This window comes from Paenibacillus sp. FSL R10-2796 (assembly GCF_037965315.1).
Lineage (GTDB): Bacteria > Bacillota > Bacilli > Paenibacillales > Paenibacillaceae > Paenibacillus_AQ > Paenibacillus_AQ odorifer.
The window spans coordinates 98,471-121,598 of the sequence record NZ_CP150178.1 but is presented as its reverse complement, the minus strand read 5'-3'; the positions used below and the strand labels follow the sequence as shown (position 1 = coordinate 121,598).

The window sequence follows — 23,128 nt, the reverse complement described above, 5'->3', positions numbered from 1 at the left end:
GTTATACCGCCAGAGAGGATACCCTATCTACCTTAAACAATCACAAAATAGAAACAATTTGTTACCCTCCATATCCCTAATGAATATCCTTCCAGATCCTTCCCCATAATATGAAAGAAAGGAGTCTGGTGCCATGACACGCGAATCAACGAATCCACCGAAACGAAAAAGCCGCTTCCGGCGTTTATTTCGGCTGCTGGCAGCCTTGATCATATTATTTGTATTAACCACCGGAGCTCTGCTCGGTTATCTATATCAAAAAGATCTTCCACCGATTAGCGATGATGTGCGCTCCAAGCTGTTTGACTCCCGGGGCAATGTTCTTGCCACCTTTACCTCAGACGGCCGCAGCCGTGAACCCGTCAAATTAAGTCAAATTTCTCCCCTGCTCATTGAAGCTACACTAGCAGTCGAGGATCGTAAATTTTATGAGCATTCCGGATTTGATCTGAAAGGGATGGCACGAGCTGTTCTTGTCAATCTGGAAGAGGGGAACCGGTCGCAGGGTGCTAGTACGCTAACTCAACAGCTCGCACGTAACCTCTACCTATCCCATGAAAAAACGTGGACGCGCAAGGTTAAAGAAGCTGTCTATACGATGCAGCTGGAGATGAAATACAGCAAAGATGAAATCCTGAACATGTATTTAAATAATATCTATTATGGCCACGGTGCTTACGGCATTGAAGCAGCCTCACGGATGTATTTTGGTAAATCTGCAGCTGATTTAGACCTGGCAGAGAGTACCATGCTGGCTGGAATTCCAAAGGGACCTACCTATTATTCACCATACAACCACATGGACAATGCTAAAAAGCGCCAGAGAATCATCCTGACCGTCATGGCGAATTTAGGTAATATCACTCAGGAAGAAGCCGGACAAGCTGTCCAAGAGAACTTAAACTTCAAGCCGCAAGGACAAAAGGATACGCTTGTAGCTGCGCCTTATTTCCGGGATTATATCCGCAATTTGGCTATAGAATCGCTCCACATCAGTAATGATGAGCTGGAGCAAGGCGGACTAAATGTCTATACCACCCTTGACCCTGACATGCAGCATGCCGCAGAAAATGCCGTTGATAAAGAGATGGATCAAACTAGTGATCTGGAGACTGCGCTTGTATCCATCGATCCTCGCACCGGTTACATCAAAGCAATGGTCGGCGGAAAAAATTATCGTACCAACCAGTACAATCATGCTTTGGCCACCACACGCCAGCCGGGTTCTTCCTTTAAGCCGATTATGTATTTGGCCGCACTCTCTTCCAAAGAGATGACAGGACTTTCGGTCTTCAATAGTCAGCCAACGATGTTTCATTATGATAACAACCGCAAAACGTATCAGCCCCGAAACTTTGGGGATAAGTATCTGGGTGAAATTAATATGCGGCAAGCTATCGCAGCATCGGACAATATCTATGCTGTTAATACAATTATGAAGATCGGCGCGGATAAAGTGAGCGAAATGGCTGCGAAAATGGGCATTGACAGTCCACTTCAAAGCGTACCTTCGCTGGCACTAGGCACTTCACCGATCAGTCCGCTTGAAATGGCTGCGGCTTTTGCTGTAATTGGAAACAGCGGTCAGAAAATGCCGACCACAGCCATTCTAAAAATAACCGATTCAAATGGCATAGTCCTGTATGAAGCACCTCAACCCAAAGGAGTAACCGTCGTAGAACCTTCAGCTGCCTATGTACTGACTCGTTTAATGGAGGGGGTATTCGAGACTGGGGGGACGGGCAATCGTGTGGCTTCCATAATCAAACGTCCGGTAGCCGGCAAGACTGGTACTACGGATACAGATGGCTGGATGGTAGGTTTCACCCCGGAGCTATCCACGGCAGTCTGGGTTGGATACGACAAGGGGCGCGACATCGCAACTACCGACGGACGGCGTGCAGCTCCCATTTTCGCCCAATTTACTGAAAAAGCGCTTGAAAATGTCCCTCCAAAAATATTCCCCATTCCAGATGGAGTGGTCAGCGTATACGTCAATCCGCAATCCGGTAAACTTGCTACAGCAGCATGTCCCGACAAAGAACTGGAAACCTTTATTAGCGGAACTGAGCCCACCGAATACTGCGAATTGCATGGAACTGGGGCCGCTCCTGCTGTCGATGACACACAAAGCAAGGTAGATCCTGCTGAAGAGAATCGTTCCCTATGGAAGAACATTAAACGCTGGTGGTTGAATTAGCCTCTTCATTTATATTGAAGGGGTTTTTCTTTTTTTATAAGTCATATATTGTAGTAACAACAGGATTTCTAAATTCAAATATCACTTGTCGCATAAGGGATGTAACCGTTTTATTTATTATGCTTACCCCATTCTCTTAACTCACAATTACTGCTATAATAGTTATTAGAAACCAAAATATAATGATGTAAATGAGGGACATGGGATGAAGGATACAGGCATGATCCGGAGTTTAGACAGTCTTGGGAGAATTGTGGTTCCCGCAGAAATCCGTATGACGCGTAATATCGACATTGGTGATCCTATCGAATTTTTTGTTTTAGACGAAAAAATCATCGTCCTTAGGAAGTACACCTCGACAGAGTGTACATTTTGCAGAAGCCACGACCATGTCACCTACTATAAAGAGCAGTTTATTTGTAGCAGCTGTCTAAAAGAAATTGTCGATCCTGAACGCATGTCTCAATTGCCAGAGTCACGTGAGGATTTTGTTGTTGAGGCACCAGAGCACAACACCAGCATCCGAAAGTCGAAGACAGAGGAAATGTGCCAACGTCTGGAACAAGCTATTGAAGATCATCCCTATGCCAACCAAAAAGAACTTGCAGAAATCCTCGGGATTAGCCAAGCCAGAGTGAGTCAGCTCAAACGCAAGCTTAGCAGCACAAGCAAATCATAAATTAAAAAAGCTTCGACGCTCCTATTTCCGGAGGTCGAAGCTTTTTTTATATCGGATAACCCTTCTGGAGGCTCCTATACTATTCAGTCAGTGCAGCTTTAAGCTCATCTGAGGATGCATTCCACCATGCTTCATTATGAGAGATCAGAAGGGATTTGAGCGCCGACTTCTCAATGGCTCCAAGCCCTGCCACATCGATCTTGCGTTTAAGAGCTGCATCCAGCTTATTGACATGCTCGGCAAGAATTTTCCATCCGCGGCGCGCTTCTGTATCAATCCACATTTCACAGGCTGTGATTCCACCATAAAATTGAGCTTCCAATGTACGGTCTACCGCTACCCATACCACCCAAACCTGTCTTCCATTCGGTACATCTTCACGATTCATGGAAAATTTAATTCCTTTTTCCACCTTGCTCTTGGCATGCATGGCACCGATATCAATAACCGCCACATCACCATCAATAATGACAGGTGAAACGTTGTTGAGATCTATAGAGCCTGCTCCAAAGCCTTTATGTTTACTTTTAGCGTTCACAATATTTAAGGCAATCTGTTTCTTGCCCTCCGGCTGTATGTTGTCCACGAGTGCACACCCTTCCTCTTACGAATAATTTAATTTTAGCTAATAATGCGGCGATTGCAAACATATACATCCCGTAGATGCTTGTCACGGGAGGAATCACACTATGAAGTCACTGTCATTAAAGTACATCATCTTTGCGACCCTGGCCATCCTCGCGCTGCTGGGAGGAGGAATATGGGCCTTTTCAGGGGATAGCTCAACAGCTTCTGTTACTAGCTTTGCTTCAAAAGAGGCCAAGTCCTCCAGCGGCACAGCGCCTGCAGCCGTACCACAGCAGGTATTGCCTGAGAGCGCACCCGTCCCGGCAGAGGAGGCTTTAAGCCAGCGGGTAGTCGAGTATCACATTGATGTCCAGCTTGTTCCTGACACAGAAACCTTAAAAGCTTCTGAGACAGTAACCTGGACACACCCCGGAGTAAAGCCAGTAAGTGATTTATATTTTCACATGTATCCAAATGCATTCGCCTCATCAGATACCACCTTTATGAAGGAATCCGGGGGGACGCTCAGAGGCGACAGCATGCCTGAGAACGGCTTCGGAAATATGACGCTGACCGATCTGCGCACGACAGAGGGAACTTCGCTAATGCAAAGAGTGCAATATGTTCAACCTGATGACGGCAATATCAACGATAAGACGCTTCTAAAGGTACATCTTCCTCAGCCTGTTAATGGTGGGGAAAGTGTAACACTTAAGCTTCAGTATGAAGTCCAGCTGCCCAAAATCTTTGCTCGCATGGGTGCTTCAGGTAACTTCGTTATGGCTGGGCAATGGTTCCCTAAGCTTAGTGTATACGAGCCTAAGGGCACACGCGGAGTTAAAGAAGAAGGCTGGGACCTGCATCAGTATCACGGGACCTCTGAGTTTTACAGTGATTTTGGCATCTTTAATGTAACGATTGCCGTTCCTTCCAACTATACGGTGGCTGCGACCGGATTTCCTGTAAAAAATGCCAAGCTCAAACAAGATCAAAAAATATATCAGTTCTACGCCGATGATGTCCACGACTTCGCTTGGGCTGCATCCCCTGATTTTACAGTAGCAGAGGAAGCTTTCTCTACGCCGGAAGTGCCTGGAGTACGAATTAAGGTGTATCTCGACCCACTGCACAAAGACTTACAAGAGCGTTACCTTCAAGCTGCCAAGGCTGCCCTGACCTACTTCAGCAAATGGTATGGCCCTTATCCCTACTCTACGCTGTCTATTATCGTCCCACCTAAGGAGGGAAACGGCGCTGGAGGAATGGAATATCCTACACTTATTACAGCCTTTGGGGCCGCAGATTCTTCTCCAGATACCTCACTTGAAAGAACCGTCATTCATGAGATCGGCCATCAATACTTCTACGGTATGGTAGCCAGTAATGAATTCGAAGAGGCTTGGCTGGATGAAAGCTTTACTTCCTATGCCGAAGACAGACTTATGGAACAAGAATACGGTATCAAGTCTAATTTGCCTTTACAGGCCAGCCTGGTGACTATACCTGAGCCGTTAAATCTGGAAACGTGGAAATATGCAGGGGCGGATTCCTATAGCCGAAATGTTTATATCCGCGGCAAGCTTGTACTTAAAGATATCGAACGCCAGGTAGGTACCAAAGCAATGAACAACATCATGTCCTCCTACGCTCGTAAGTTCCGTTTCCAGCATCCCGCTACGTCAGATTTTCAGAAAGTCGTTGAGAAGGTAACCAAAAAATCATGGCAGGCCTATTTCGATGATTACATTTATGGTGATGGTGCGCCTGACTTCTCAGTAGATACGATTACTTTTAAAAAAAATAACAGCGGCGATGCTCAAAGCTACGAATCATTAGTGAAGATTTCAAATAAAGGGAGCCATTACGTTGATGTTCCCGTGAAATTCACATTCGCCGACAGCTCTTCGGTGCAGCGGGTCTGGAACGGTGAAGGAGCAGAGACTACGTTTCAATTGTTAAGCGATAAGCCTCTTCTCTCTGCTGAGATTGACCCTGAGCATTCCATCTTATTGGAGAGCAAACATTTAAACAACTTTAGGCTGGCGGAAATAGAGCCCAAGACGCTCTCTCGCTGGACGTTAAGTGTAACTAAACTACTTGAAACCGTGCTCGGAACTCTTGTCTGGTGAGGTGAATGATTGTGAGAACATCGATAACCCGCGGCTGGCAAAGCATGAAGGAGCAATTTTATATTTTAATTCTGCTCTTCATCTACCGACTGCTCTGGGGCTACTTTATGTATGGTTTCATCCGATCTGCTATTATTCCAATTCTACTGCGCTATCCAGATAAAGACGCCGGCGGCAGCGGTATGGGCAGACTGTTGTATTATATCGAGGGACAGTTCAGCTTGAATACTGACCCTGCGATACGCACTTGGTTATGGATGCTTCTAGGACTTGTTGTCTTGCGACTTCTGCTTTCTCCTTTCATAAGGGCAGGATTGCTGCATGAGCTGCACCAGGAGCGAAAGGGCGAGCGCGGGCTGTTCTTTTTCCCCGGCATGAAGATCTATGGACTACCTGTCTTAGTCTTTAGCCTAATCGAATGGGTGCTGACCCTGCTGCCGCTTTACTGGCTTGCTCCAAAAATGTACGGGCTGTTCTTATCCTCTTTGTTTAACTACACTTTGTTACTTCATTTAGTACCATACGTATTGGCATGGCTTATATATATTTTTATCGTGCGCCTGTTTCTTCTATATATGCAGTTTGGTTACACCGGCGGTACAGGAATGTTCTCCTCACTGTTCATCTGCTTGCGGTCACTGATTCCTGCTATAGGTGTTTCCATTGTACTTGGTGCGGGAGGCTTGCTCTTACTGCTAGTGTGCGGACTGACGGGTCTGTTCTGTCCCGGCCTGCCGGCACTTATAATACGGCAAATCTCACCACTACCTTCTACGCTCTTAAAAATGTGGGGAATCTCTGCACAATATCATCTATGGCGTAGCAAAGCATTTCCACAATAAATTAACCTTATTTGACATAATAAAAAGGTCCCAATTCCTGTATTCAGGAGCTGGGACTTTTTCTCATTACGGATAACTTAAGAGTATTTGCAAAATCATAAAAGCTCTGTTACAATAAGTCCTGTGCTATTAGTAACAATTTTGTAATCAATTGAAACGATTCCTACATAACTAAATGTATTTATCGTAAGTGTAACTGTCGAAACGTCATTCTCTTGGTGCTTAACACGCCTAATTCCTTTGCACCGGGAAGTGGGGGAACCATATTTTGGGTGAATTGATCTCGCTTTACAGGGATCATAGGGAATCTTCTACCGAACCCTTAAGCTAACCTCGCAGGCCTTGGAAGGAGTACATCTTTTGAAAAGACATAATTTAAGAAAAAAATGCGTCGCTGCGGCGCTAGGACTTGTAATGGCATTATCTATTGGTGGAGGAAGCGCCTTTGCCGACTCTAAGATGGACACTGTAATCTCAAAGACTATTGGAGTTGCCTATAAAACCGGAGGTACAAGCACTGCCGGATTTGATTGCTCTGGATTTACAAAATATGTATTCAAGAATGTGGGTCTTACTTTACCTCGTACATCAAAAGCTCAATATAGCGTTGGAACTGCTGTATCCAAAAGCAATCTGCGTTCTGGTGATCTAGTGTTCTTTAACACACTTGGCAATGGAGTATCCCATGTCGGCATTTATGTTGGAAACGGAAAATTCGCACAATCGTCCTCTTCGCGTGGAGTGACCATCACTTCACTCAGTCAGACCTACTGGGCCAATCGTTATGTTGGCGCTAAAAGAGTAATGAGTACTTCAGCTTATCAAGCTGTAGCCTTCGATTGAAACCTTCCTCACAACTATAACCTCATAATTACAACTATATGAACCTGAATCTGATTATTCCCGTAATCAAATTCGGGTTTTTCTTTTTTCCATAATATATTTTTACACTAATAGAGCCCAATTGAAACACGTTTATTTGATAAAAATTGCAATTATATTAAAAATTAGGTCATTATTAACGCTTACATATGCCTTTCTACCGTAAAAATGCCAATTTTTCTGCATTAATATGTTAAAAACGATTGCCAAGCGGCTTTCTGTTTGTTACAATTAGCGCAGTGAGATTTTAGTAACATTTTTGTAATCATTAAGTTGTTATTTACAAAGGTTTTGTCATGTATTGATTACAAGCTAATCCTAATCAACAGTATGAGCCGAGTTTCCTAACTATTAGGAAAACGGGGGAACCAACTTTGGGTGAATTGACCTCCATTATATAGAGGGGTCATAGGGGACCTTCAACCGAACCCTTAAGCTAACCTCGTAGGCATTTGGAAGGGGTATACACTTTTGAAGAAGAAGTTAGCAGCAGCAGTACTAAGCTTTTCCATCATCCTCACCATCGGAGCAGGAAGCGCTTTCGCAGATTCCAAAATGGATAAAGTGATTGACAAGGCCATCGGTACTAAATACGTATCCGGCGGTATATCCACTAACGGATTTGATTGCTCCGGATTTACAATGTATGTGTTTGATAAGATTGGCATTAACCTTCCACACCAATCAGGTTCCCAATATCAAATGGGCACAGCAATCTCCCGTGATGATATAAGAGCCGGAGATCTTGTATTCTTCAATACAAGTGGCAAAGGTGTCTCACATGTCGGCATTTATGTCGGTGAAGGTAAGTTCGCACACGCTTCTACCTCACGCGGTGTTACGATTAGCTCTCTGAGTGATAGCTACTACGTGAAACGCTACGTTGGTGCCAAGCGCATTATGAGCACAGACGCTTATCAATCGGTTGCTGCTGAATCGGAAGACAATGATGATGTGCAATAAGTAACGTACATAGGCTCTTTTCCAAGGTAACTCTTGGAGGAGAGCTTGTTTTTTTGTCTTATTACTTATTTACCCCTCTCATAATTTGTAAAACATTCCTCTCATATAAAGTTTCTGAGTCGAACCTCCCCCATTTTGTATATAATTAGTAATATAGCAATGTCCTCGTGAAAGGAGATCGTTGACTTTATGATAAATCCCTCGGTAACTTTTCATGTTGTTCCTATGGAGGCAATTCACGGAGAAGCTATTTGTAAGTGGAGCTATACGCCCCCATATAATATTTATGGCTGGATGCCGTGGGAGCAGATGCAGGCTCTTGGCATCGAGTTTGGTGATCCGCAGCTCCGGGAGGAACAATATATCTCCATATTAAATGAACAAGAGGTTTTGTGCGGATTCGCACAGTTGTTCCCGATGGAAGGAGTCGTCCGTTTAGGAGTTGGGATGCGCCCCGATCTATGCGGCCATGGTTTAGGCAAACTATTCGTAGATGCCATCGTCCAGACAGCCTTGAGTCGTTATCCTGATCGAGAGATAGATCTAGAAGTCCTGACCTGGAACCAACGCGCCATTCGAACTTATCAAAAATGTGGATTTACGATTACAGATACGTATGAACGCCGCACACCTACAGGAGACAAACCTTTTTATTGCATGGTCTATGACAAATGATATTAAATACCAGATATTTCATAAGAATGATTGTATTCTCGTTCATTTTTTTGTCACAAACCCTATGATAACGCTTCACCATAAGCTATAATGTAGGGAGCAGCTTACATAGAAGGGACGAATTGGGATGCAGAAATGGATCATGAGCGGTTTGTTTTTTGCCGCCTGTGCCTTTGCGGTAGTACTCATGTTTACACTTCCGGGTAAAGAAGAGGTAGCGGAAGAAAATAAGCCCACGATGCCGGTAGTTCAACTGGACGCAGCAAAGGCAGAAGCAACCGTGAAAGCCAGCTGTATCACCTGTCACGGCGATCAGCTTCAAGGTGGAGTTGGACCAAGTCTTCAGAATGAAGGCGGCCAGCATGACGCTGAGGAAATCTACAGCATCGTCACCAAAGGACGTGGTCAAATGCCTTCCTTTAAAGAGAAGCTAGCCCCTGAAGAGATCGCCAACGTCGCACTCTGGCTCTCAGAGAAAAAGTAACCCATCAAGCAACTAAAAACGCCCGTGTATGAGATAGGTGACTATCTATGCACGGGCGTTTATTTTATGATTTTGGCTAAACTAATGATTTTTTTCAAAGGCTTCATTAAATTCATGCGCCGCTCGAAGATCTAGAGCCGTAATCCCATCTTCTTCATTAGATTCAAGTCGCAGGGTAACTGTTTTATAATCAATCGTAATATGTGGATGATGATCGAAGGCTTCTGAAATCGTGGCTACTTCATCAACGAACGCAATGCCCTTCATATATTGGCTGAACATATATTTTCGCACCATAACATTATTATCCAGCTTCCATCCCTCCAGCTTGGTGATCTCCTCACGCAGTTCCTCTTCCGTAAATAACAATTCGTTTCCTCCCTTACAAAAAATTGCAGTAAAGTGCGCAGTTCCCTTTACATGACTTAGGCGTTAAACAAAACATCCCTTAGCTTCTGAGGTCCAAGGGATGTGCCAGGATAAAGGCGATATTTTCGATTTAATGTATTCACAAATCCCAGCGATTATAACTCGGCTTTATCAATTTTAACACGGGCTACTAACTACGGGCAAATTACGTCCAGACGTCTCCTCTGCCTAAATCAAAACCACTGAAGCCAAATCCTCTTCGCCAACTAAAATATTAATGCGATGCGTGTCCTTATCGTAAATAATTACGCCGCTCCCCACTTCAATCATAGGTTCATTACCCAGCGCGAAGAAAAGATCCTCAGCCAATGCTTCCCATACCTCCAGCTTTGATTCTTGGGGTAGTTCCTGCCACTCGTCCGGATCCATCTCAAAAAATAAATATCCATCGGAAATTCGTCCGACGGCTTCGGTCAAATCTGTTAGAATTTCACCGTAATCTCTACCATGCTTTACACCCACGTATATCACTCCGTTTTCTTCACAGATGAATAATTACTTACCTTATCCATTATAGCCGAAAAAATGACTTCACAAAAAACCGAATGATGTCGATAAATAAGAATATACGTTAATTCGGTTTCGCACAGAGTGCCCTGCCGCTGTTTCAAGGATGATATACGCGGCATTGTCGGAACACATCTTAAATCTCACGGACGAGGTGCAAAATGGAAATTTCAACAATAATTGGTTTAATTTTTGGTTTGGTTGCTGTAATCTGGGGCATGATCCTCAAGCACGCTCCACTTCATGCTTTGGCCACACCTGCTGCTTACGTTATTATCTTGGTGGGTACGGCAGCGTCTATTTTCATGGCCTTTCCTTTCAACGAGGTCAAAAAGATTCCAAGTCTGTTCAAAATGATTTTTATCAAAAAGAAATTAATCAGTAAACCCGAATTAATCACTATGTTCATGGAATGGGCTTCTATCACACGGCGTGAAGGTCTGTTGGCTCTAGAATCAAAGGTCGATGAAATAGAAGATAACTTCCTCAGGAATGGCATGCGGATGATCATTGATGGAAATGATCAGGATTTTGTCCGCGATGTCCTCATGGAGGATATCCACGCCACAGAGGATAGACATAAAGCAGGAGCGCTCATTTTCTCACAGGCAGGTATGTATGCTCCTACCCTTGGGGTGCTCGGGGCGGTTATCGGCCTCATCGCCGCTCTGGCTGATATGAGTGATATGAACAAATTGGCTGCGGCAATCGGGGCTGCCTTCATCGCCACTTTGCTTGGTATCTTTACAGGTTACGTATTATGGCATCCTATTGCTAATAAACTGAAACGTCTCTCCAAACAAGAAATCGAAGTTCGAATGATGATGGTCGAAGGTCTTTTGTCCATACAGTCCGGTGTATCTACTATTGCCATCAATCAGAAGCTTGCTGTATTCCTAACACCTTCGCAACGCGTTAAGTTAAATGAGAAGGACGGTGGATCAGGTGAGCAAAAAGACTAGACACGAAGAGCATGAAGAACATGCCGATGAATCGTGGCTGTTACCTTATTCCGACCTCATGACTCTTCTGGTGGCTCTGTTCATCGTTATGTATTCTATGAGCGCAACGGATGCCAAGAAATTTGAAGAGATGAGTCAAGCCTTCAGTTCCGCACTTAATGGCGGTACAGGTATTCTTGAAGAGCGGGCAGCAATGCCTAGTAAAACTCAAGAAGATCTGGGGAAAAATGATAAGATGGGTAGCTCTACCTCCAAGAAAGCTGAAGAAGCAGAAATGGCAAAGCTACGACAAAAGGAACAAGAGGATTTAGAGAAGCTTAAGAAACAATTCGATCAATATATTAAGAGCAACGGTCTAACTGATCTGCTCAGTACGAAGCTTAATCAATCTCAGCTAATGATTACGATCAGTGATAACGCATTGTTCGCCTCTGGCCAAGCCATTGTTAAGGATGATTCGCGGCAATTAGCTAAATCCATCTCAACGATGCTGCAGCAATTCCCGGATTATGATGTAGTAGTGCAAGGGCACACCGACGATATTCCAATTTCTAATAGCAACTATTCATCCAACTGGGATCTGAGTGCGGATCGGGCACTTCAGTTTATGAAGATTTTGCTGCAGAACACGAATCTAAATCCGCGCAAATTTAGTGCGATTGGATACGGCGAGTATCATCCTATTTCGGATAATGACACAGCTACCGGTCGAAGCAAGAATCGCCGGGTAGAGGTTTCCATTATTCGCAAATATCAAGAATCCAAAGAGTTTACAGGGATTGTTCCCTCTGCTGAATAAGTGATGTCGTAAGGTAATAAAAAGAGCTGTCCAAAGGTCTTAGACCCCGGACAGCTCTTTTTTGTTGCGAGTACTACATTCTATATGGACCTGTAACATTGTAATAACATTCCTACAGTAATTCGTAGTTCAGCGTAGCTCCAAGCTCTTTCTTCTCATCAGCAGACAGCTCCCGCCATTCTCCCGTTTGCAATGCCCCCAGGCGAATATTCATAATCCGAATGCGTTGCAGCTTTCGAACCTCATAGCCAAAAGCGCTGCACATACGACGAATCTGGCGATTTTTGCCCTCTGTCAAAATAATACGGAAGACACGCTCCGTAATACGCGTGACCTCACAGGGCAGCGTCTTCTCACCTAATATTTTCACACCGCTCGACATGCCGGTAATAAATGAAGGCGTAATGGGTCTGTCCACGGTAACCACATATTCTTTTTCATGCCGGCCTTCCGCCCGCAAAATTTTATTAACGATATCACCATCATTAGTAAGCAAGATTAATCCTTCCGAATCCTTATCGAGACGACCAATCGGGAATATACGCTCATGATGACCTACAAAATCGACAATATTCCCCTTGATATGCTGTTCTGTGGTTGATGTAATCCCAACCGGCTTGTTTAGAGCAATGTAGACCGTCTGGCTCGAGGTTTCAAGCGCTATACCATCTATTCGCACATCATCGCCCGGAACAGCCTGACTGCCCAGCACAGCAGGCTCTCCGTTGATCGTAACTCTGCCGGCATCCACAAGCTTGTCTGCTTCTCGGCGTGAACAGTACCCTGTCTCACTGATGAATTTATTAATTCTCACGTTGTTCTTCACTCCGTTCATCCTTAATGTTGAGCCAAGGTGTAACCCCTCCAGCTGCAGGCAGCTTAATCATAACGGTTGTCCCCCGGCCAACTTCACTTTGTATTTCCAAATGACCCTTATGAGCCTGAATAATACGCTGGCTAATCATTAACCCAAGACCAGTCCCCGATTCCTTATTCGTGAAGAACGGTTCACCCAGCTTAGGCAGCACGTCCTCTGGAATCCCTTCACCCTGATCTTTAATTACAATAAAGACGCAATCCACAGAGTTCCAAAGTTCCATCGAAATGACGCCACCCTCGGGCATAGCCTCAATTGCATTTTTAACAATATTAATAAATACCTGCTTCAGCTGGTTCTCTTCACAATGTACAGTAGCAGGTTGTTCAGAGAATTTCGTACTAAATTGAATATCATGTAGATGAGCCAGACTATCCAATAGAGAAACTACATCACCTAATATGTAGCGAAGATCTTTCTCCTGAAAATGAACGGCTTGTGGCTTAGCCAGAATTAAAAATTCACTGACGATAAGATTAATCCGCTCCAGCTCGGATAACATCAGCTCTATATGAAGCGGAACCAAGAGCTCCTTCTCCTGTTGAAGCTGTAGAAATCCTTTTAATGTGGTAAGAGGATTACGAATCTCATGAGCTACTCCTGCGGCCAATTGGCCGACTGTAGTTAGTTTCTCAGAGCGTCTAAGCAGCTCCTCCATTCGATTGCGTTCCGTCATATCACGAGAAACGTGAATAAAGGAATGGGGATAACCCTCTTCATCTCGAATTATCGAGGTACTAACGCTAACTTCAACTAATGATCCGTCCCGTTTAAGTCTCACTGTCTCGATCGGCGGCAGAACTGCACCATTTCTTAACGCGTCAAGCCGCTCTTCCTCTTGCTTAAGCGCTGTCGCGGGTACAAGATATGGCATATTGCCTATCACTTCTGTTGCACTCCATCCGTACAGCTCCTCAAAGGCTCTGTTAGTGCTAGTGATTCGTCCCTCCATATCCAACGTATGAATCGCATCCGACGTACCGTTAATTACGGATTCCAAATGCTCCTTAACCGCCCGGTTCTCTTCCAGCGTCTGCTTAAGACGATTGGTGCGTTGCATAAGATGAGAAGTCATAGCGTTAATCCGCAAGGCTAATTGACCTAGCTCATCACGAGAGGTTACGCTTAATGGAGGTTCGAACTTACCTCGCGCTACATCATTGACTTTAGCAAGTATAGCCTGAATTGGACGGGTAACAAAACCTGAAAGTATGTAACTACATAGCAAAAATAATGCCAGCAACAACAGAGACGTAGTCAAATAATTGGTTAATTGTTCATGAACTACGGATGAAATCACAGAATAATCCAAAACTACACCGATTACATAAGGTTCCATTTTAGCAGTCTGGATAGGAATGAAGCTTTTGAGTACTCTTTTCCCATGTACTCTCGTCTCCAGTGTAACTGGCTTCTGCTTCTGCTGAGCTAATAGAATGGCCGCTTTATCTTGCTCCACATTACCATAAGTATAGGTACCGAACTTAATTGGGCGGTTGCCAAGTTTCTTTTTAAATGCATCGCTTCCATCGCCCGCCATACTCGCTAAACCAAATGTTGTTGGATTAAATCCTGTAAGCTCTAAAATCCCAGGATTAACTTCTTTGGTTCGCTCTACAATTTGATCGGGATTGGTGATTTTGACATATTCACTAGCCGCAGTATTGAGAATAACAGGATTAATGATGTAGTTGCTTGCTTCATCATGATAATAACCCCACTTCTCAATGAAATCGGGATTGTAGGTTGAATATTCAAATGGGCCTGACCAAAAATGATCCAATGCCTGACCTTGCCCCACAGTGACTTCCTGATTATCAAATAACTCCAAAAGGGCAAGGTACCAGTACCCCCAACCTTGAGTGGACATTCCAATATCAATAGGATTTGATGCCCTTGTCACCACGATATCATTATCAGTCTTTACCAGAATTGAAATATTAGACACGCCCAACTTGGAAGTTAGAGCCTTTAGTTGAGCGTTGGTTATATTCTTATAATCCGGACCCAATTCCTTAGAGGCAAAAATGGCAGCCATTCTTAAGTTATGCGCAATTTGATATTCTACATAGTTAGAGCTATAGTTACTTTGTTCTACAGAAACAGCCATTTGCATAGCGGTGATCTGCATATTATTTACGTTTTCATTTCTTAGATTATTCTGAGCGGCATAAAGGTTAAATGTCAGGTTCAATGCTAAAATTAGCAGTACCGCTCCAAAAATAATAGCAGATAGTTTTGTCTTTATGGACAAACTGTTATTCACCTCTTATCCACTGGTAAATCCTTGCGGAGCCTATAATAAACATCATACCTTTTGCCCCCTCATTTGAAAAGGACATTTAAAACAAGCCTATTAATTCACGAAATATTGAAATTCAAAAGGTGTTTCTCTACAATATATAAGAAACCATCCACATCTTATGCACATATAAACAAATTATTAAAGTCCGATGTGTACAAAAATGTGTATAAGTAGGCTGTTATCCACAGAGTTATGCACATTTTGTTAAGAACGAATATTTGTTCGTTGTACAATGGTTACAGAAGAAGGGAAGATGATCTTGAATATTAAAGCCAATGAATCGCCAGAAGATATACAAGCGGTTCATGAATATTGGATGAGGCAGGCGATCGCAGAAGCACGTAAAGCTGAGGCATTAGGTGAGGTTCCTATTGGCGCTGTCATTGTTCGACATGGTGAAATTATAGGACGTGGATACAATTTACGAGAAACGACAATGGATTCGACAGCCCATGCAGAGATGGTAGCCATTCGCGAGGCCAGCAATGTCATGAATTCTTGGCGTCTGCTGGATTGCCAGCTGTACGTCACCCTAGAACCTTGTCCGATGTGTGCAGGAGCAATAGTGCAGTCCAGAGTGCCTCTCACGGTATATGGAACGCCTGACCCTAAAGCTGGATGTGCCGGGACCCTCATGAACTTGCTTGAAGAGCCGCGATTTAATCATAGAACTGAGGTAATACAGGATGTTTTACAAGAAGAATGTGCAGATCTACTCACCTCCTTCTTTCGCCGTTTACGTAAAAAGCCAATTAAACAAAAGGAGGACTCCTAAATGACCCTTACTCTATATCATACCTCTCAAGGGATCTATATTTCTCCACTTGAGCTTAAGGATGCACAGAGCCTGCTGGAGCTTCGTTTAAATAACCGGGTAACCCACGAACCGTTTGAGCCAAAACGTGATGAGCACTTCTTTACCCTGGAGAGTCAGCAACAGATCATCAATCAGCGTATTGAGGACGCCCTACAGGACAGAGCTTATATGTTCGGCATTTATCTGCTGGATGGACAGCTAATCGGTCAGATCACATTGTCCAACGTCTCACGAGGTGTAGCACAATATGCTGATTTAGGATATTTAATGGATCATCGGATGCAAGGACAAGGTTATATGACAGCAGCGGTCGGATTAGTCCTTGGCTATGCTTTCCGAGCCTTAGGTCTACATAGAGTTCAGGCAGCTATTTTATTGCATAATGAAGCTTCCCGAAGAGTCCTGGAGAAGAGTGGGTTTAAACCTGAAGGGGTTGCCCGTCAGTATCTTAAAATAAATGGACAGTGGCAGGATCACCAAACCTACGCAATCTTAACTGAAGATGTGCTGACAGAGGAACAGAAATAGGATTCTGCATTGTCGCAGGAATCAGTGCTACTTTTTTTCCTAAAAAAAGACCCGCATGGGCGTATAATATACGCCTCATGCGGGTCTTTATCTTGCGAACTGGGATTAATAAGTTCCCAAACCACCGAATTCTTCTCCAAGTTGATCCATTGTAATTACATCATCACCTTGAGGGATACCAATCTTGAATACCGGCTTTTCGTTGATCTTGCTGTATTGGCCCGTTCCATTTACTGAGAAGGCCACTTTTGTGCCATCTTCCGGATCATTTACTTTAACATCCATCAATAAATCCTGATACACAGCGTATCCGTCCTTATTGATCGCAGTATTATAGTGGAACTGGTTGATGGTAAGGTACTTATCAAGATCAGCTAAGCCCTTATCCAATTCAGTTCTAGCTTCACCTGATGTCAGTTCTTCTTTAGCCTTAGCTAGATCTGCATCTTTAATCTGCAGCATATCCTTGTATTCTTCCTTGCTTACGATATCAATGATTTTTGGCAGGGCATTATTCACCAAGATAGTGATTGCTTCTTTAACATTATCGTTAGTCACTTGGAACTGAACGACTTGTTTAGCTTCCACACCTTCTGGTAAATTAGCATCTTTGGGATCAATCTCGTTAAAATATTTTTCTTCGTCATATTCAGCTAGGACAGTGTCCACCACTTCATTAGACAGCTTCTGCATTTTTTGAGTATCCATCGTACTTGGGTTAAATTCTGCACCCTCCTGCTCTGCCAACGCCTTCAGATCAACCTCTACAAACTTATTGAGGATTGTCTCAGGAATCGGTACGAAAGGAATAGATGGAATCTTAACATACAACTTCTCAGCAGTCATTACCATAGGAACATTAAAGCTCATGCTCATATCGCCTTTCAGATTCAGAACCATAGTTAGTTCTGTCTGCATTGGCTCTGCTTGATATACCCCATCAATGGTAATATCAGCATTCTTAAGCATACTAAGTACCTGTGTAGTCATTGCAGCAGATTCAGCGTCAGAAGTCTCGATCGTAAGATCGTTGATCGTGAATTTACTCTTCATCTCATAAGATGACATTGTAGTCGCTTTAGTAGCGGCTGATTTTAAGGCCTCTTTTGGCGCCTCCTGTTTACTTGCACATCCCGGCAGAATTACTGCTGCTGTAAGCAGCAATGCAGCGGCCGACAAACCCCACTTTTTGTTCATTATTGTTCTCCTCTCCCATTGTAAAAGAAATCTCTCCCCCTCCTATGATAAACCATTTGTAAAAATCAAGAAACACTTCTTTAAAATTCTTAACGTTTTTATTTGTTAACCTTGTGGATTATGGTGGTCAACATGGTTCGCTTGTTTCACCTTTTTAGAACCTGAAAGCGGTTCTGGGCCTGATGGAGTATGGTCTTTTCTCCGCTCACCACTTGTTGGCTCTGCCCCAGGAACAGGGATACTTTTTGGTTTCGACATTTTCATTCCTCCTAAGGATTGGTCAAGTTCTGAAGAGCCTGAGCACATTCATGAATTTGCCGTGAGTATTGCTGTGCCAGCTGCTGTACGGCATCACTACGCTCATCAATATGGAGACCGCTCTGTTCCACATCCAGCAGATCCACTGCCACTTCTCTGCTATCTACATACTTGCAGCGAAAATCCAGCGAATAGCCTTGATGACCTGCCGCATTAAAATGAATCAGCAAGCTATTCGGATCCCCATTATCCGCCAGCACACTGAAACTATCCCCATCATCCATCAACGCCGGCAAGCGCTCCTGCCAGGCTGAGACAAGCTTATGCTGATCAACTTCTAATGATCTATCCATGATTATGATCATCCTCCTTCTCTAATACATTGCGGAGAAATGAAGCTTTTTATTCTCAATAGAACTGGGTCTACCAAACAAAACAAAAAACCGTCCCCCAGAGGGAACGGTTTCTATCTAATTATTCTTTAAATTCATAAAGGAATGGCGGAGAGGATGGGATTCGAACCCATGTGGGCTTGCACCCTAACGGTTTTCAAGACCGCCCCGTTATGACCGCTTCGGTACCTCTCCAAATGCATTTAAATTTCACATGCATTAGGATTGTACCATACAATGCAAAGAAAAAGCAACTATATCTTTAAATAGTTTTTGGTTGTATCGACTTTACATTGCGCATATAAGGTTGTAGGCATTCTGGAATCAGAACACTGCCATCCTCTTGCTGATAATTCTCAAGAATTGCAGCAACCGTACGTCCAACAGCCAAAGCAGAGCCGTTCAGCGTATGAACAAATTCAGGCTTCGATTTTGGATCCTTACGGAAACGAATATTTGCCCGGCGTGCTTGGAAGTCTTCTGTATTTGAGCAAGAGGAGATCTCACGGTACATCCCACTCTCAGGCAACCACACTTCCAAATCGTACGTCTTAGCCGATGTAAAGCCCATATCAGCCGTACATAACCCAAGTACACGATAAGGCAGTCCTAACAGCTGCAGCACACTTTCAGCGTCTGCTGTCATTTTTTCTAATTCCTCATAAGAGGATTCAGGGGTGGTGAGCTTCACCAACTCTACCTTGTTGAATTGATGCTGGCGAATCAAACCGCGAGTATCACGGCCCGCCGAGCCCGCCTCAGAACGGAAACAAGAGCTGTAAGCTACATGGTATTTAGGCAGGTCAGCTGCCGTCAAAATCTCTTCGCGATAGTAGTTCGTTACCGGTACTTCAGCTGTAGGAATCAAATAGTATTCGGTATCCCGCAGCTTGAACAGATCCTCTTCGAATTTAGGCAGTTGTCCTGTACCATACAAGCTGTCTTTGTTCACAATGTAAGGCGGCAGCATTTCCTCATAGTTATGCTCACCACTGTGAAGATCCATCATAAAGTTAATCAGCGCCCGTTCGAGACGTGCTCCGAGTCCTTTATAGAAAACAAACCGGGATCCTGTAACCTTTGCTGCAGCTTCAAAATCAATAATATCAAGCTGCTGCGCAAGCTCCCAATGTGATTTCGGAGTGAATCCGAACTCTTTGGGCTCCGACCAGCGGCGTAATTCAACGTTATCATCCTCAGACTTCCCTACTGGAACTGAATCATGAGGAATATTAGGGATATTCATAGTAAGATCAGCAATCTGAGCTTCCAGTTCACGTACTTCATCATCAAGCTCTTTAATTCGGTCAGATACTGTACGCATTTCTGTAATTAGATCATCTGCTGGTTCGCCGTTCTTTTTCTTTTTCGCTACTTCACCTGAAACTGTATTACGACGGTTCTTAAGACCTTCGGTTTCTTGCAGTAATTCACGTCGACGCAAATCAAGTTGTGGAAAATCAGCAATTAAGTCCAGTGATTTGCCCCGTTTTTCTAAAGCCTCTTCCACTCTTGCGTAATCACTACGTAGTATTTTCACATCTAACACAAAGTTTCCCTCCTGAAAACAGCCTAAACTCTTTCAAAATGCTGATTACAGCTTTGAAAGAGTCAGGATGTTCTTTATATGCGATTTTGTTGTTGGACTTCCCTATTCGCCTCTACCATATCGGCAAAATATTGGTGCAGTCTGAAATCATCGGTCAGTTCTGGATGAAAAGAAGACACCAGCAAGTTGCCTTCGCGCGCGGTTACAATCTCATCATTATAGACTGTAAGCACATCAACTCCCGGTCCTACCTCGTTGATAAGCGGTGCACGTATAAACACAGCACGAACCGGCTCATCAATGCCTTTAACCTCCAGATCACATTCAAAGCTTTCCCGTTGGCGGCCGAATGCATTCCGGGCTACGGTAATATCCATCAGCTCCAAATGCCCCGGTTCACCACCGGCAATTTTTTTGGCCAGCACGATCATACCCGCACATGTGCCAAAAATAGGCTTACCCTGATCAGAAAAATCACGGATGGCTTCTATGAAGCCATATTTCCGCATTAGCTTTCCAATCGTTGTACTTTCTCCGCCGGGGATAATCAGGCCTTCAACCTCTTCTAGCTGCTCCACACGCTTGATAGGCACGCCTTCTGCACCGGTCTTCTCTATACTAACAATATGCTCCGTAACAGCGCCTTGCAGCGCCAATACTCCTATCTTCATCCTACAACCTTCTCTCTATTAACGGCCACGCTCCGACATACGTTCAGCCGGGGTGAGAGTTGCAATATCAATCCCCTTCATTGGTGCACCAAGGTTCTTGGATACTTCAGCAATCAGTTTGTAATCAGTATAGTGTGTAGTGGCTTCAACAATCGCACGCGCAAATTTCTCAGGATTGTCCGATTTAAAAATACCCGAGCCTACGAATACACCATCAGCACCCAAATGCATCATAAGAGCAGCATCTGCAGGAGTAGCTACACCCCCAGCGGCAAAGTTAACAACCGGCAGTTTGCCAAGCTCATGTACTTCGAGCAACAGCTCGTAGGAAACTCCCAGGTTCTTTGCTTCATTATATAGCTCGTCCTTGGACAAATTCGTTACTTTACGGATTTGACTGTTGATAAAGCGCATGTGACGCACGGCCTCAACAATGTTGCCTGTTCCTGGTTCACCTTTTGTACGGATCATGGAGGCACCTTCGTTAATACGTCTCAGTGCTTCTCCCAGATCCTTCGCTCCACATACAAAAGGAACGGTGAACTCATGTTTATCAATATGGAATACTTCATCAGCAGGAGTAAGAACTTCACTCTCATCCAAGTAATCAACACCCAAAGATTCTAGAACTTTCGCTTCTACATAATGGCCGATACGAGCCTTAGCCATAACAGGGATACTTACCACCTTGAGAACCTCTTCTACAATTGTAGGATCGGCCATCCGTGCTACACCGCCAGCTGCACGAATGTCAGAAGGTACGCGTTCCAGAGCCATAACAGCAACTGCACCAGCAGCCTCAGCAATTTTTGCTTGCTCTGCATTCATGACGTCCATAATGACGCCGCCTTTTTGCATTTCTGCCATGCCTCTTTTAACTCGCGATGTACCTGTTTCCATGTCCTAACCCCCCGAATGATCTATCTTAATCTAACTTGTAATTTTACCCCAATGAAGGGAAATCTACAACCCATTTACTCGGATTTACTGCTGATTTCGACACCAAACTGCATTAGAACAAGTTCTTGATCCCTGAAAATAAATCACCGAAGAAATCGCCAATCGCTCTAAGGAACAACTTGAACCAGCCAGCCTTCTCAGCTTCCTCTACTGTGATCAGATTAACTGTTTTCTCCTGTGCTGCTTGCATGCCTTCAGCCTTGTAGGAATAGGTAACTTTACCTACTTTAGAGGATTGAGCTATAGGAGCAACCAAAGTTGCAGGGTCATTTGTTACAACAGTTGTAGTAACTTCAGGAGAAACCGTTCCCTTAGGAACAATGAAAGAAACTCCTTCATCAGTAACTATAGAAACATCTTTATTCTTTCCTTTCAGTACCGGAACTGTTTCCGTGCCAGCAATAACAGCCTTCGGAGCTACAACCTGTTTGATTTCAAAGTTGTTAAATCCGTAGTCGAGCACTTTTTTTGTTTCTGTGAATCGATGTGCCTCTGAGTTAGCACCCATAACAACACTGATTAGACGCATTCCATCACGCACAGCAGTACCGGTAAAGCAGTTACCTGCATTTGTGGTATGGCCAGTCTTCAGTCCATCTAGACCTGGATAAGCATATGCCTTAAAGTTGGGGATACTTTTGTTAGCTTCCAGCATCCAGTTGTAGTTAATGATCGGCGCTGTATCCCGATCACGGAATTTATAAGACTGAATCGTTGTAAATTCAGTGAAGTCCGGGTGGTCAGTAACTATAAATTTAGCAAGAGTAGCTGCATCTCTAGCTGACATTACAGTCTCTTTATCAAGATCAGGACGGAATTTCTTCGGCATGTCTGCCCGATCAAGTCCAGTTGAGTTAATAAAATAGGTATTTTTCATGCCCATCTTCTGTGCAGTCTGATTCATTAGTTCTACAAATTGTTCTTCTGAACCCGATACCAATTCTGCCAAAGCAACTGTGGCATCATTCGCCGATCCTACGGCCATCGCTATGTATAGCTCTTTAACCGTATGTTCATCTCCAGCTGCCAGAAAAATTCGTGATCCGACCTGTTTGGAAGCATTCTCTTGAATGATAACTTTCTGATCCCAAGAGATGTCTCCTTTTTTCACGGCATCAGATACAAGATATTCAGTCATCATCTTGGTCATACTCGCAGGTGGGAGTGGTGTATCTGGATTTAGAGCCATAAGTACTTGGCCTGTAGTTGGTTCTATTAGAATAGCAGAACTCAATTCCAAGTTAAGAGATTCCACAGAAGGGATCTTAACTGCGTTGGTCTTGGGTGCAGTTTCAGTAGTAGTTGCGGCACCCTCGGTTGTAGCCGGAGTTTTGCCCGCTTCAGCCAATGCTGGAATTACAGGGTTCATTAACATATTTAAAAGCAGACCTACAGTCGCTGTCTTAATTACAATTTGCTTACCATTAAATTTTCGTTTGTGCTTCAATGATTACGA

The 23,128-nt window shown here is 43.9% G+C and carries 24 protein-coding genes, 1 tRNA gene and 2 riboswitches; of the genes, 12 read left to right on the top strand and 13 right to left on the bottom strand.

The genetic code is table 11. The features are described from left to right. Positions 1–133: 133 nt before the first annotated feature. Positions 134–2,200, top strand: coding sequence for a PBP1A family penicillin-binding protein (locus tag NST58_RS00570; RefSeq protein WP_339245631.1), 2,067 nt, complete (start codon positions 134–136; stop codon positions 2,198–2,200). 205 nt (positions 2,201–2,405) lie between these two features. Continuing rightward, complete coding sequence (locus tag NST58_RS00565) at positions 2,406–2,879, top strand: AbrB/MazE/SpoVT family DNA-binding domain-containing protein (RefSeq protein WP_038568063.1); 474 nt, start codon at positions 2,406–2,408, stop codon at positions 2,877–2,879. A gap of 79 nt (positions 2,880–2,958) precedes the next feature. Here the strand turns inward: NST58_RS00565 and NST58_RS00560 are convergent, their stop codons facing one another. Next, positions 2,959–3,465, bottom strand: a complete 507-nt coding sequence (locus tag NST58_RS00560; protein ID WP_036679953.1) for a YwhD family protein — start codon at positions 3,463–3,465, stop codon at positions 2,959–2,961. 103 nt (positions 3,466–3,568) lie between these two features. Between NST58_RS00560 and NST58_RS00555 the strand changes: the two genes are divergently transcribed. From NST58_RS00555 to NST58_RS00530, 6 genes are all read left to right on the top strand, one after another. Then, positions 3,569–5,575: a M1 family metallopeptidase gene (locus tag NST58_RS00555; RefSeq protein ID WP_076187210.1), complete on the top strand. Its 2,007-nt coding sequence runs from the start codon at positions 3,569–3,571 to the stop codon at positions 5,573–5,575. Positions 5,576–5,586: 11 nt separating this feature from the next. After that, a complete protein-coding gene (locus tag NST58_RS00550; RefSeq protein WP_076280421.1) occupies positions 5,587–6,417 on the top strand; it encodes a hypothetical protein in 831 nt (276 codons plus the stop codon). A 218-nt stretch (positions 6,418–6,635) separates the two neighbouring features. After that, positions 6,636–6,774, top strand: a riboswitch (cyclic di-AMP (ydaO/yuaA leader). A gap of 57 nt (positions 6,775–6,831) precedes the next feature. Next, a complete protein-coding gene (locus NST58_RS00545; RefSeq protein ID WP_339248746.1) occupies positions 6,832–7,260 on the top strand; it encodes a C40 family peptidase in 429 nt (142 codons plus the stop codon). 362 nt (positions 7,261–7,622) lie between these two features. Continuing rightward, positions 7,623–7,765: riboswitch (cyclic di-AMP (ydaO/yuaA leader) on the top strand. 44 nt (positions 7,766–7,809) lie between these two features. Continuing rightward, on the top strand, positions 7,810–8,262 hold the full coding sequence (locus NST58_RS00540) for a C40 family peptidase (protein WP_232061490.1): 453 nt from the start codon (positions 7,810–7,812) through the stop codon (positions 8,260–8,262). A gap of 189 nt (positions 8,263–8,451) precedes the next feature. Then, a complete protein-coding gene (locus tag NST58_RS00535; RefSeq protein ID WP_076280416.1) occupies positions 8,452–8,937 on the top strand; it encodes a GNAT family N-acetyltransferase in 486 nt (161 codons plus the stop codon). 127 nt (positions 8,938–9,064) lie between these two features. Continuing rightward, on the top strand, positions 9,065–9,421 hold the full coding sequence (locus NST58_RS00530) for a cytochrome c (RefSeq protein WP_036679962.1): 357 nt from the start codon (positions 9,065–9,067) through the stop codon (positions 9,419–9,421). A gap of 81 nt (positions 9,422–9,502) precedes the next feature. On the opposite strand, the gene NST58_RS00525 is transcribed toward NST58_RS00530, so the two are convergent. Both NST58_RS00525 and NST58_RS00520 read right to left on the bottom strand, forming a co-directional pair. Then, positions 9,503–9,790 carry a 4a-hydroxytetrahydrobiopterin dehydratase gene (locus tag NST58_RS00525; protein ID WP_076130383.1) on the bottom strand — a complete coding sequence of 96 codons (288 nt, stop codon included), beginning with the start codon at positions 9,788–9,790 and terminating at the stop codon, positions 9,503–9,505. Between the two features lie 228 nt (positions 9,791–10,018). Further along, positions 10,019–10,312: a hypothetical protein gene (locus NST58_RS00520; protein WP_036679966.1), complete on the bottom strand. Its 294-nt coding sequence runs from the start codon at positions 10,310–10,312 to the stop codon at positions 10,019–10,021. Positions 10,313–10,518: 206 nt separating this feature from the next. Here NST58_RS00520 and motA point away from each other — a divergent pair, with 206 nt between their 5' ends. Both motA and motB read left to right on the top strand, forming a co-directional pair. Further along, a complete protein-coding gene (motA, locus tag NST58_RS00515) occupies positions 10,519–11,319 on the top strand; it encodes a flagellar motor stator protein MotA (RefSeq protein WP_036679967.1) in 801 nt (266 codons plus the stop codon). Continuing rightward, positions 11,303–12,118, top strand: a complete 816-nt coding sequence (gene motB, locus NST58_RS00510; RefSeq protein ID WP_076130384.1) for a flagellar motor protein MotB — start codon at positions 11,303–11,305, stop codon at positions 12,116–12,118. The genes motA and motB overlap by 17 nt, the downstream gene beginning before the upstream one ends. A 112-nt stretch (positions 12,119–12,230) precedes the next feature. Here motB and rluF read toward each other — a convergent pair whose 3' ends face one another. Both rluF and NST58_RS00500 read right to left on the bottom strand, forming a co-directional pair. Further along, positions 12,231–12,932 (bottom strand): 23S rRNA pseudouridine(2604) synthase RluF, encoded by a 702-nt coding sequence (gene rluF, locus NST58_RS00505; RefSeq protein ID WP_036679985.1) that lies wholly within the window; start codon positions 12,930–12,932, stop codon positions 12,231–12,233. Then, positions 12,922–15,249 (bottom strand): sensor histidine kinase, encoded by a 2,328-nt coding sequence (locus tag NST58_RS00500; RefSeq protein ID WP_248549731.1) that lies wholly within the window; start codon positions 15,247–15,249, stop codon positions 12,922–12,924. The genes rluF and NST58_RS00500 overlap by 11 nt, the downstream gene beginning before the upstream one ends. Positions 15,250–15,553: 304 nt before the next feature. Between NST58_RS00500 and tadA the strand changes: the two genes are divergently transcribed. Next, the gene (gene tadA / locus NST58_RS00495; RefSeq protein ID WP_076130386.1) at positions 15,554–16,075 is read left to right on the top strand and encodes a tRNA adenosine(34) deaminase TadA; all 522 of its coding nucleotides are present in this window, start codon (positions 15,554–15,556) and stop codon (positions 16,073–16,075) included. Next, on the top strand, positions 16,076–16,645 hold the full coding sequence (locus NST58_RS00490) for a GNAT family protein (protein WP_076187218.1): 570 nt from the start codon (positions 16,076–16,078) through the stop codon (positions 16,643–16,645). Between the two features lie 105 nt (positions 16,646–16,750). Here the strand turns inward: NST58_RS00490 and NST58_RS00485 are convergent, their stop codons facing one another. The 8 genes from NST58_RS00485 to NST58_RS00450 form a co-directional block, all read right to left on the bottom strand. Further along, on the bottom strand, positions 16,751–17,842 hold the full coding sequence (locus NST58_RS00485; RefSeq protein WP_076130388.1) for a hypothetical protein: 1,092 nt from the start codon (positions 17,840–17,842) through the stop codon (positions 16,751–16,753). Between the two features lie 105 nt (positions 17,843–17,947). Then, a complete protein-coding gene (locus NST58_RS00480) occupies positions 17,948–18,100 on the bottom strand; it encodes a small acid-soluble spore protein P (RefSeq protein WP_076138623.1) in 153 nt (50 codons plus the stop codon). Between the two features lie 11 nt (positions 18,101–18,111). Continuing rightward, on the bottom strand, positions 18,112–18,453 hold the full coding sequence (locus NST58_RS00475; RefSeq protein WP_036679977.1) for a hypothetical protein: 342 nt from the start codon (positions 18,451–18,453) through the stop codon (positions 18,112–18,114). Positions 18,454–18,598: 145 nt separating this feature from the next. Then, positions 18,599–18,687 (bottom strand) — tRNA-Ser (locus NST58_RS00470). 67 nt (positions 18,688–18,754) lie between these two features. After that, the gene (serS, locus tag NST58_RS00465) at positions 18,755–20,041 is read right to left on the bottom strand and encodes a serine--tRNA ligase (RefSeq protein WP_038568043.1); all 1,287 of its coding nucleotides are present in this window, start codon (positions 20,039–20,041) and stop codon (positions 18,755–18,757) included. Positions 20,042–20,115: 74 nt separating this feature from the next. Then, positions 20,116–20,712 carry a pyridoxal 5'-phosphate synthase glutaminase subunit PdxT gene (pdxT, locus tag NST58_RS00460; RefSeq protein WP_076130391.1) on the bottom strand — a complete coding sequence of 199 codons (597 nt, stop codon included), beginning with the start codon at positions 20,710–20,712 and terminating at the stop codon, positions 20,116–20,118. A gap of 18 nt (positions 20,713–20,730) precedes the next feature. Next, a complete protein-coding gene (gene pdxS, locus NST58_RS00455; RefSeq protein ID WP_036679980.1) occupies positions 20,731–21,612 on the bottom strand; it encodes a pyridoxal 5'-phosphate synthase lyase subunit PdxS in 882 nt (293 codons plus the stop codon). Positions 21,613–21,724: 112 nt separating this feature from the next. Further along, positions 21,725–23,119, bottom strand: a complete 1,395-nt coding sequence (locus tag NST58_RS00450) for a D-alanyl-D-alanine carboxypeptidase family protein (RefSeq protein ID WP_076130392.1) — start codon at positions 23,117–23,119, stop codon at positions 21,725–21,727. Positions 23,120–23,128: the final 9 nt, after the last annotated feature.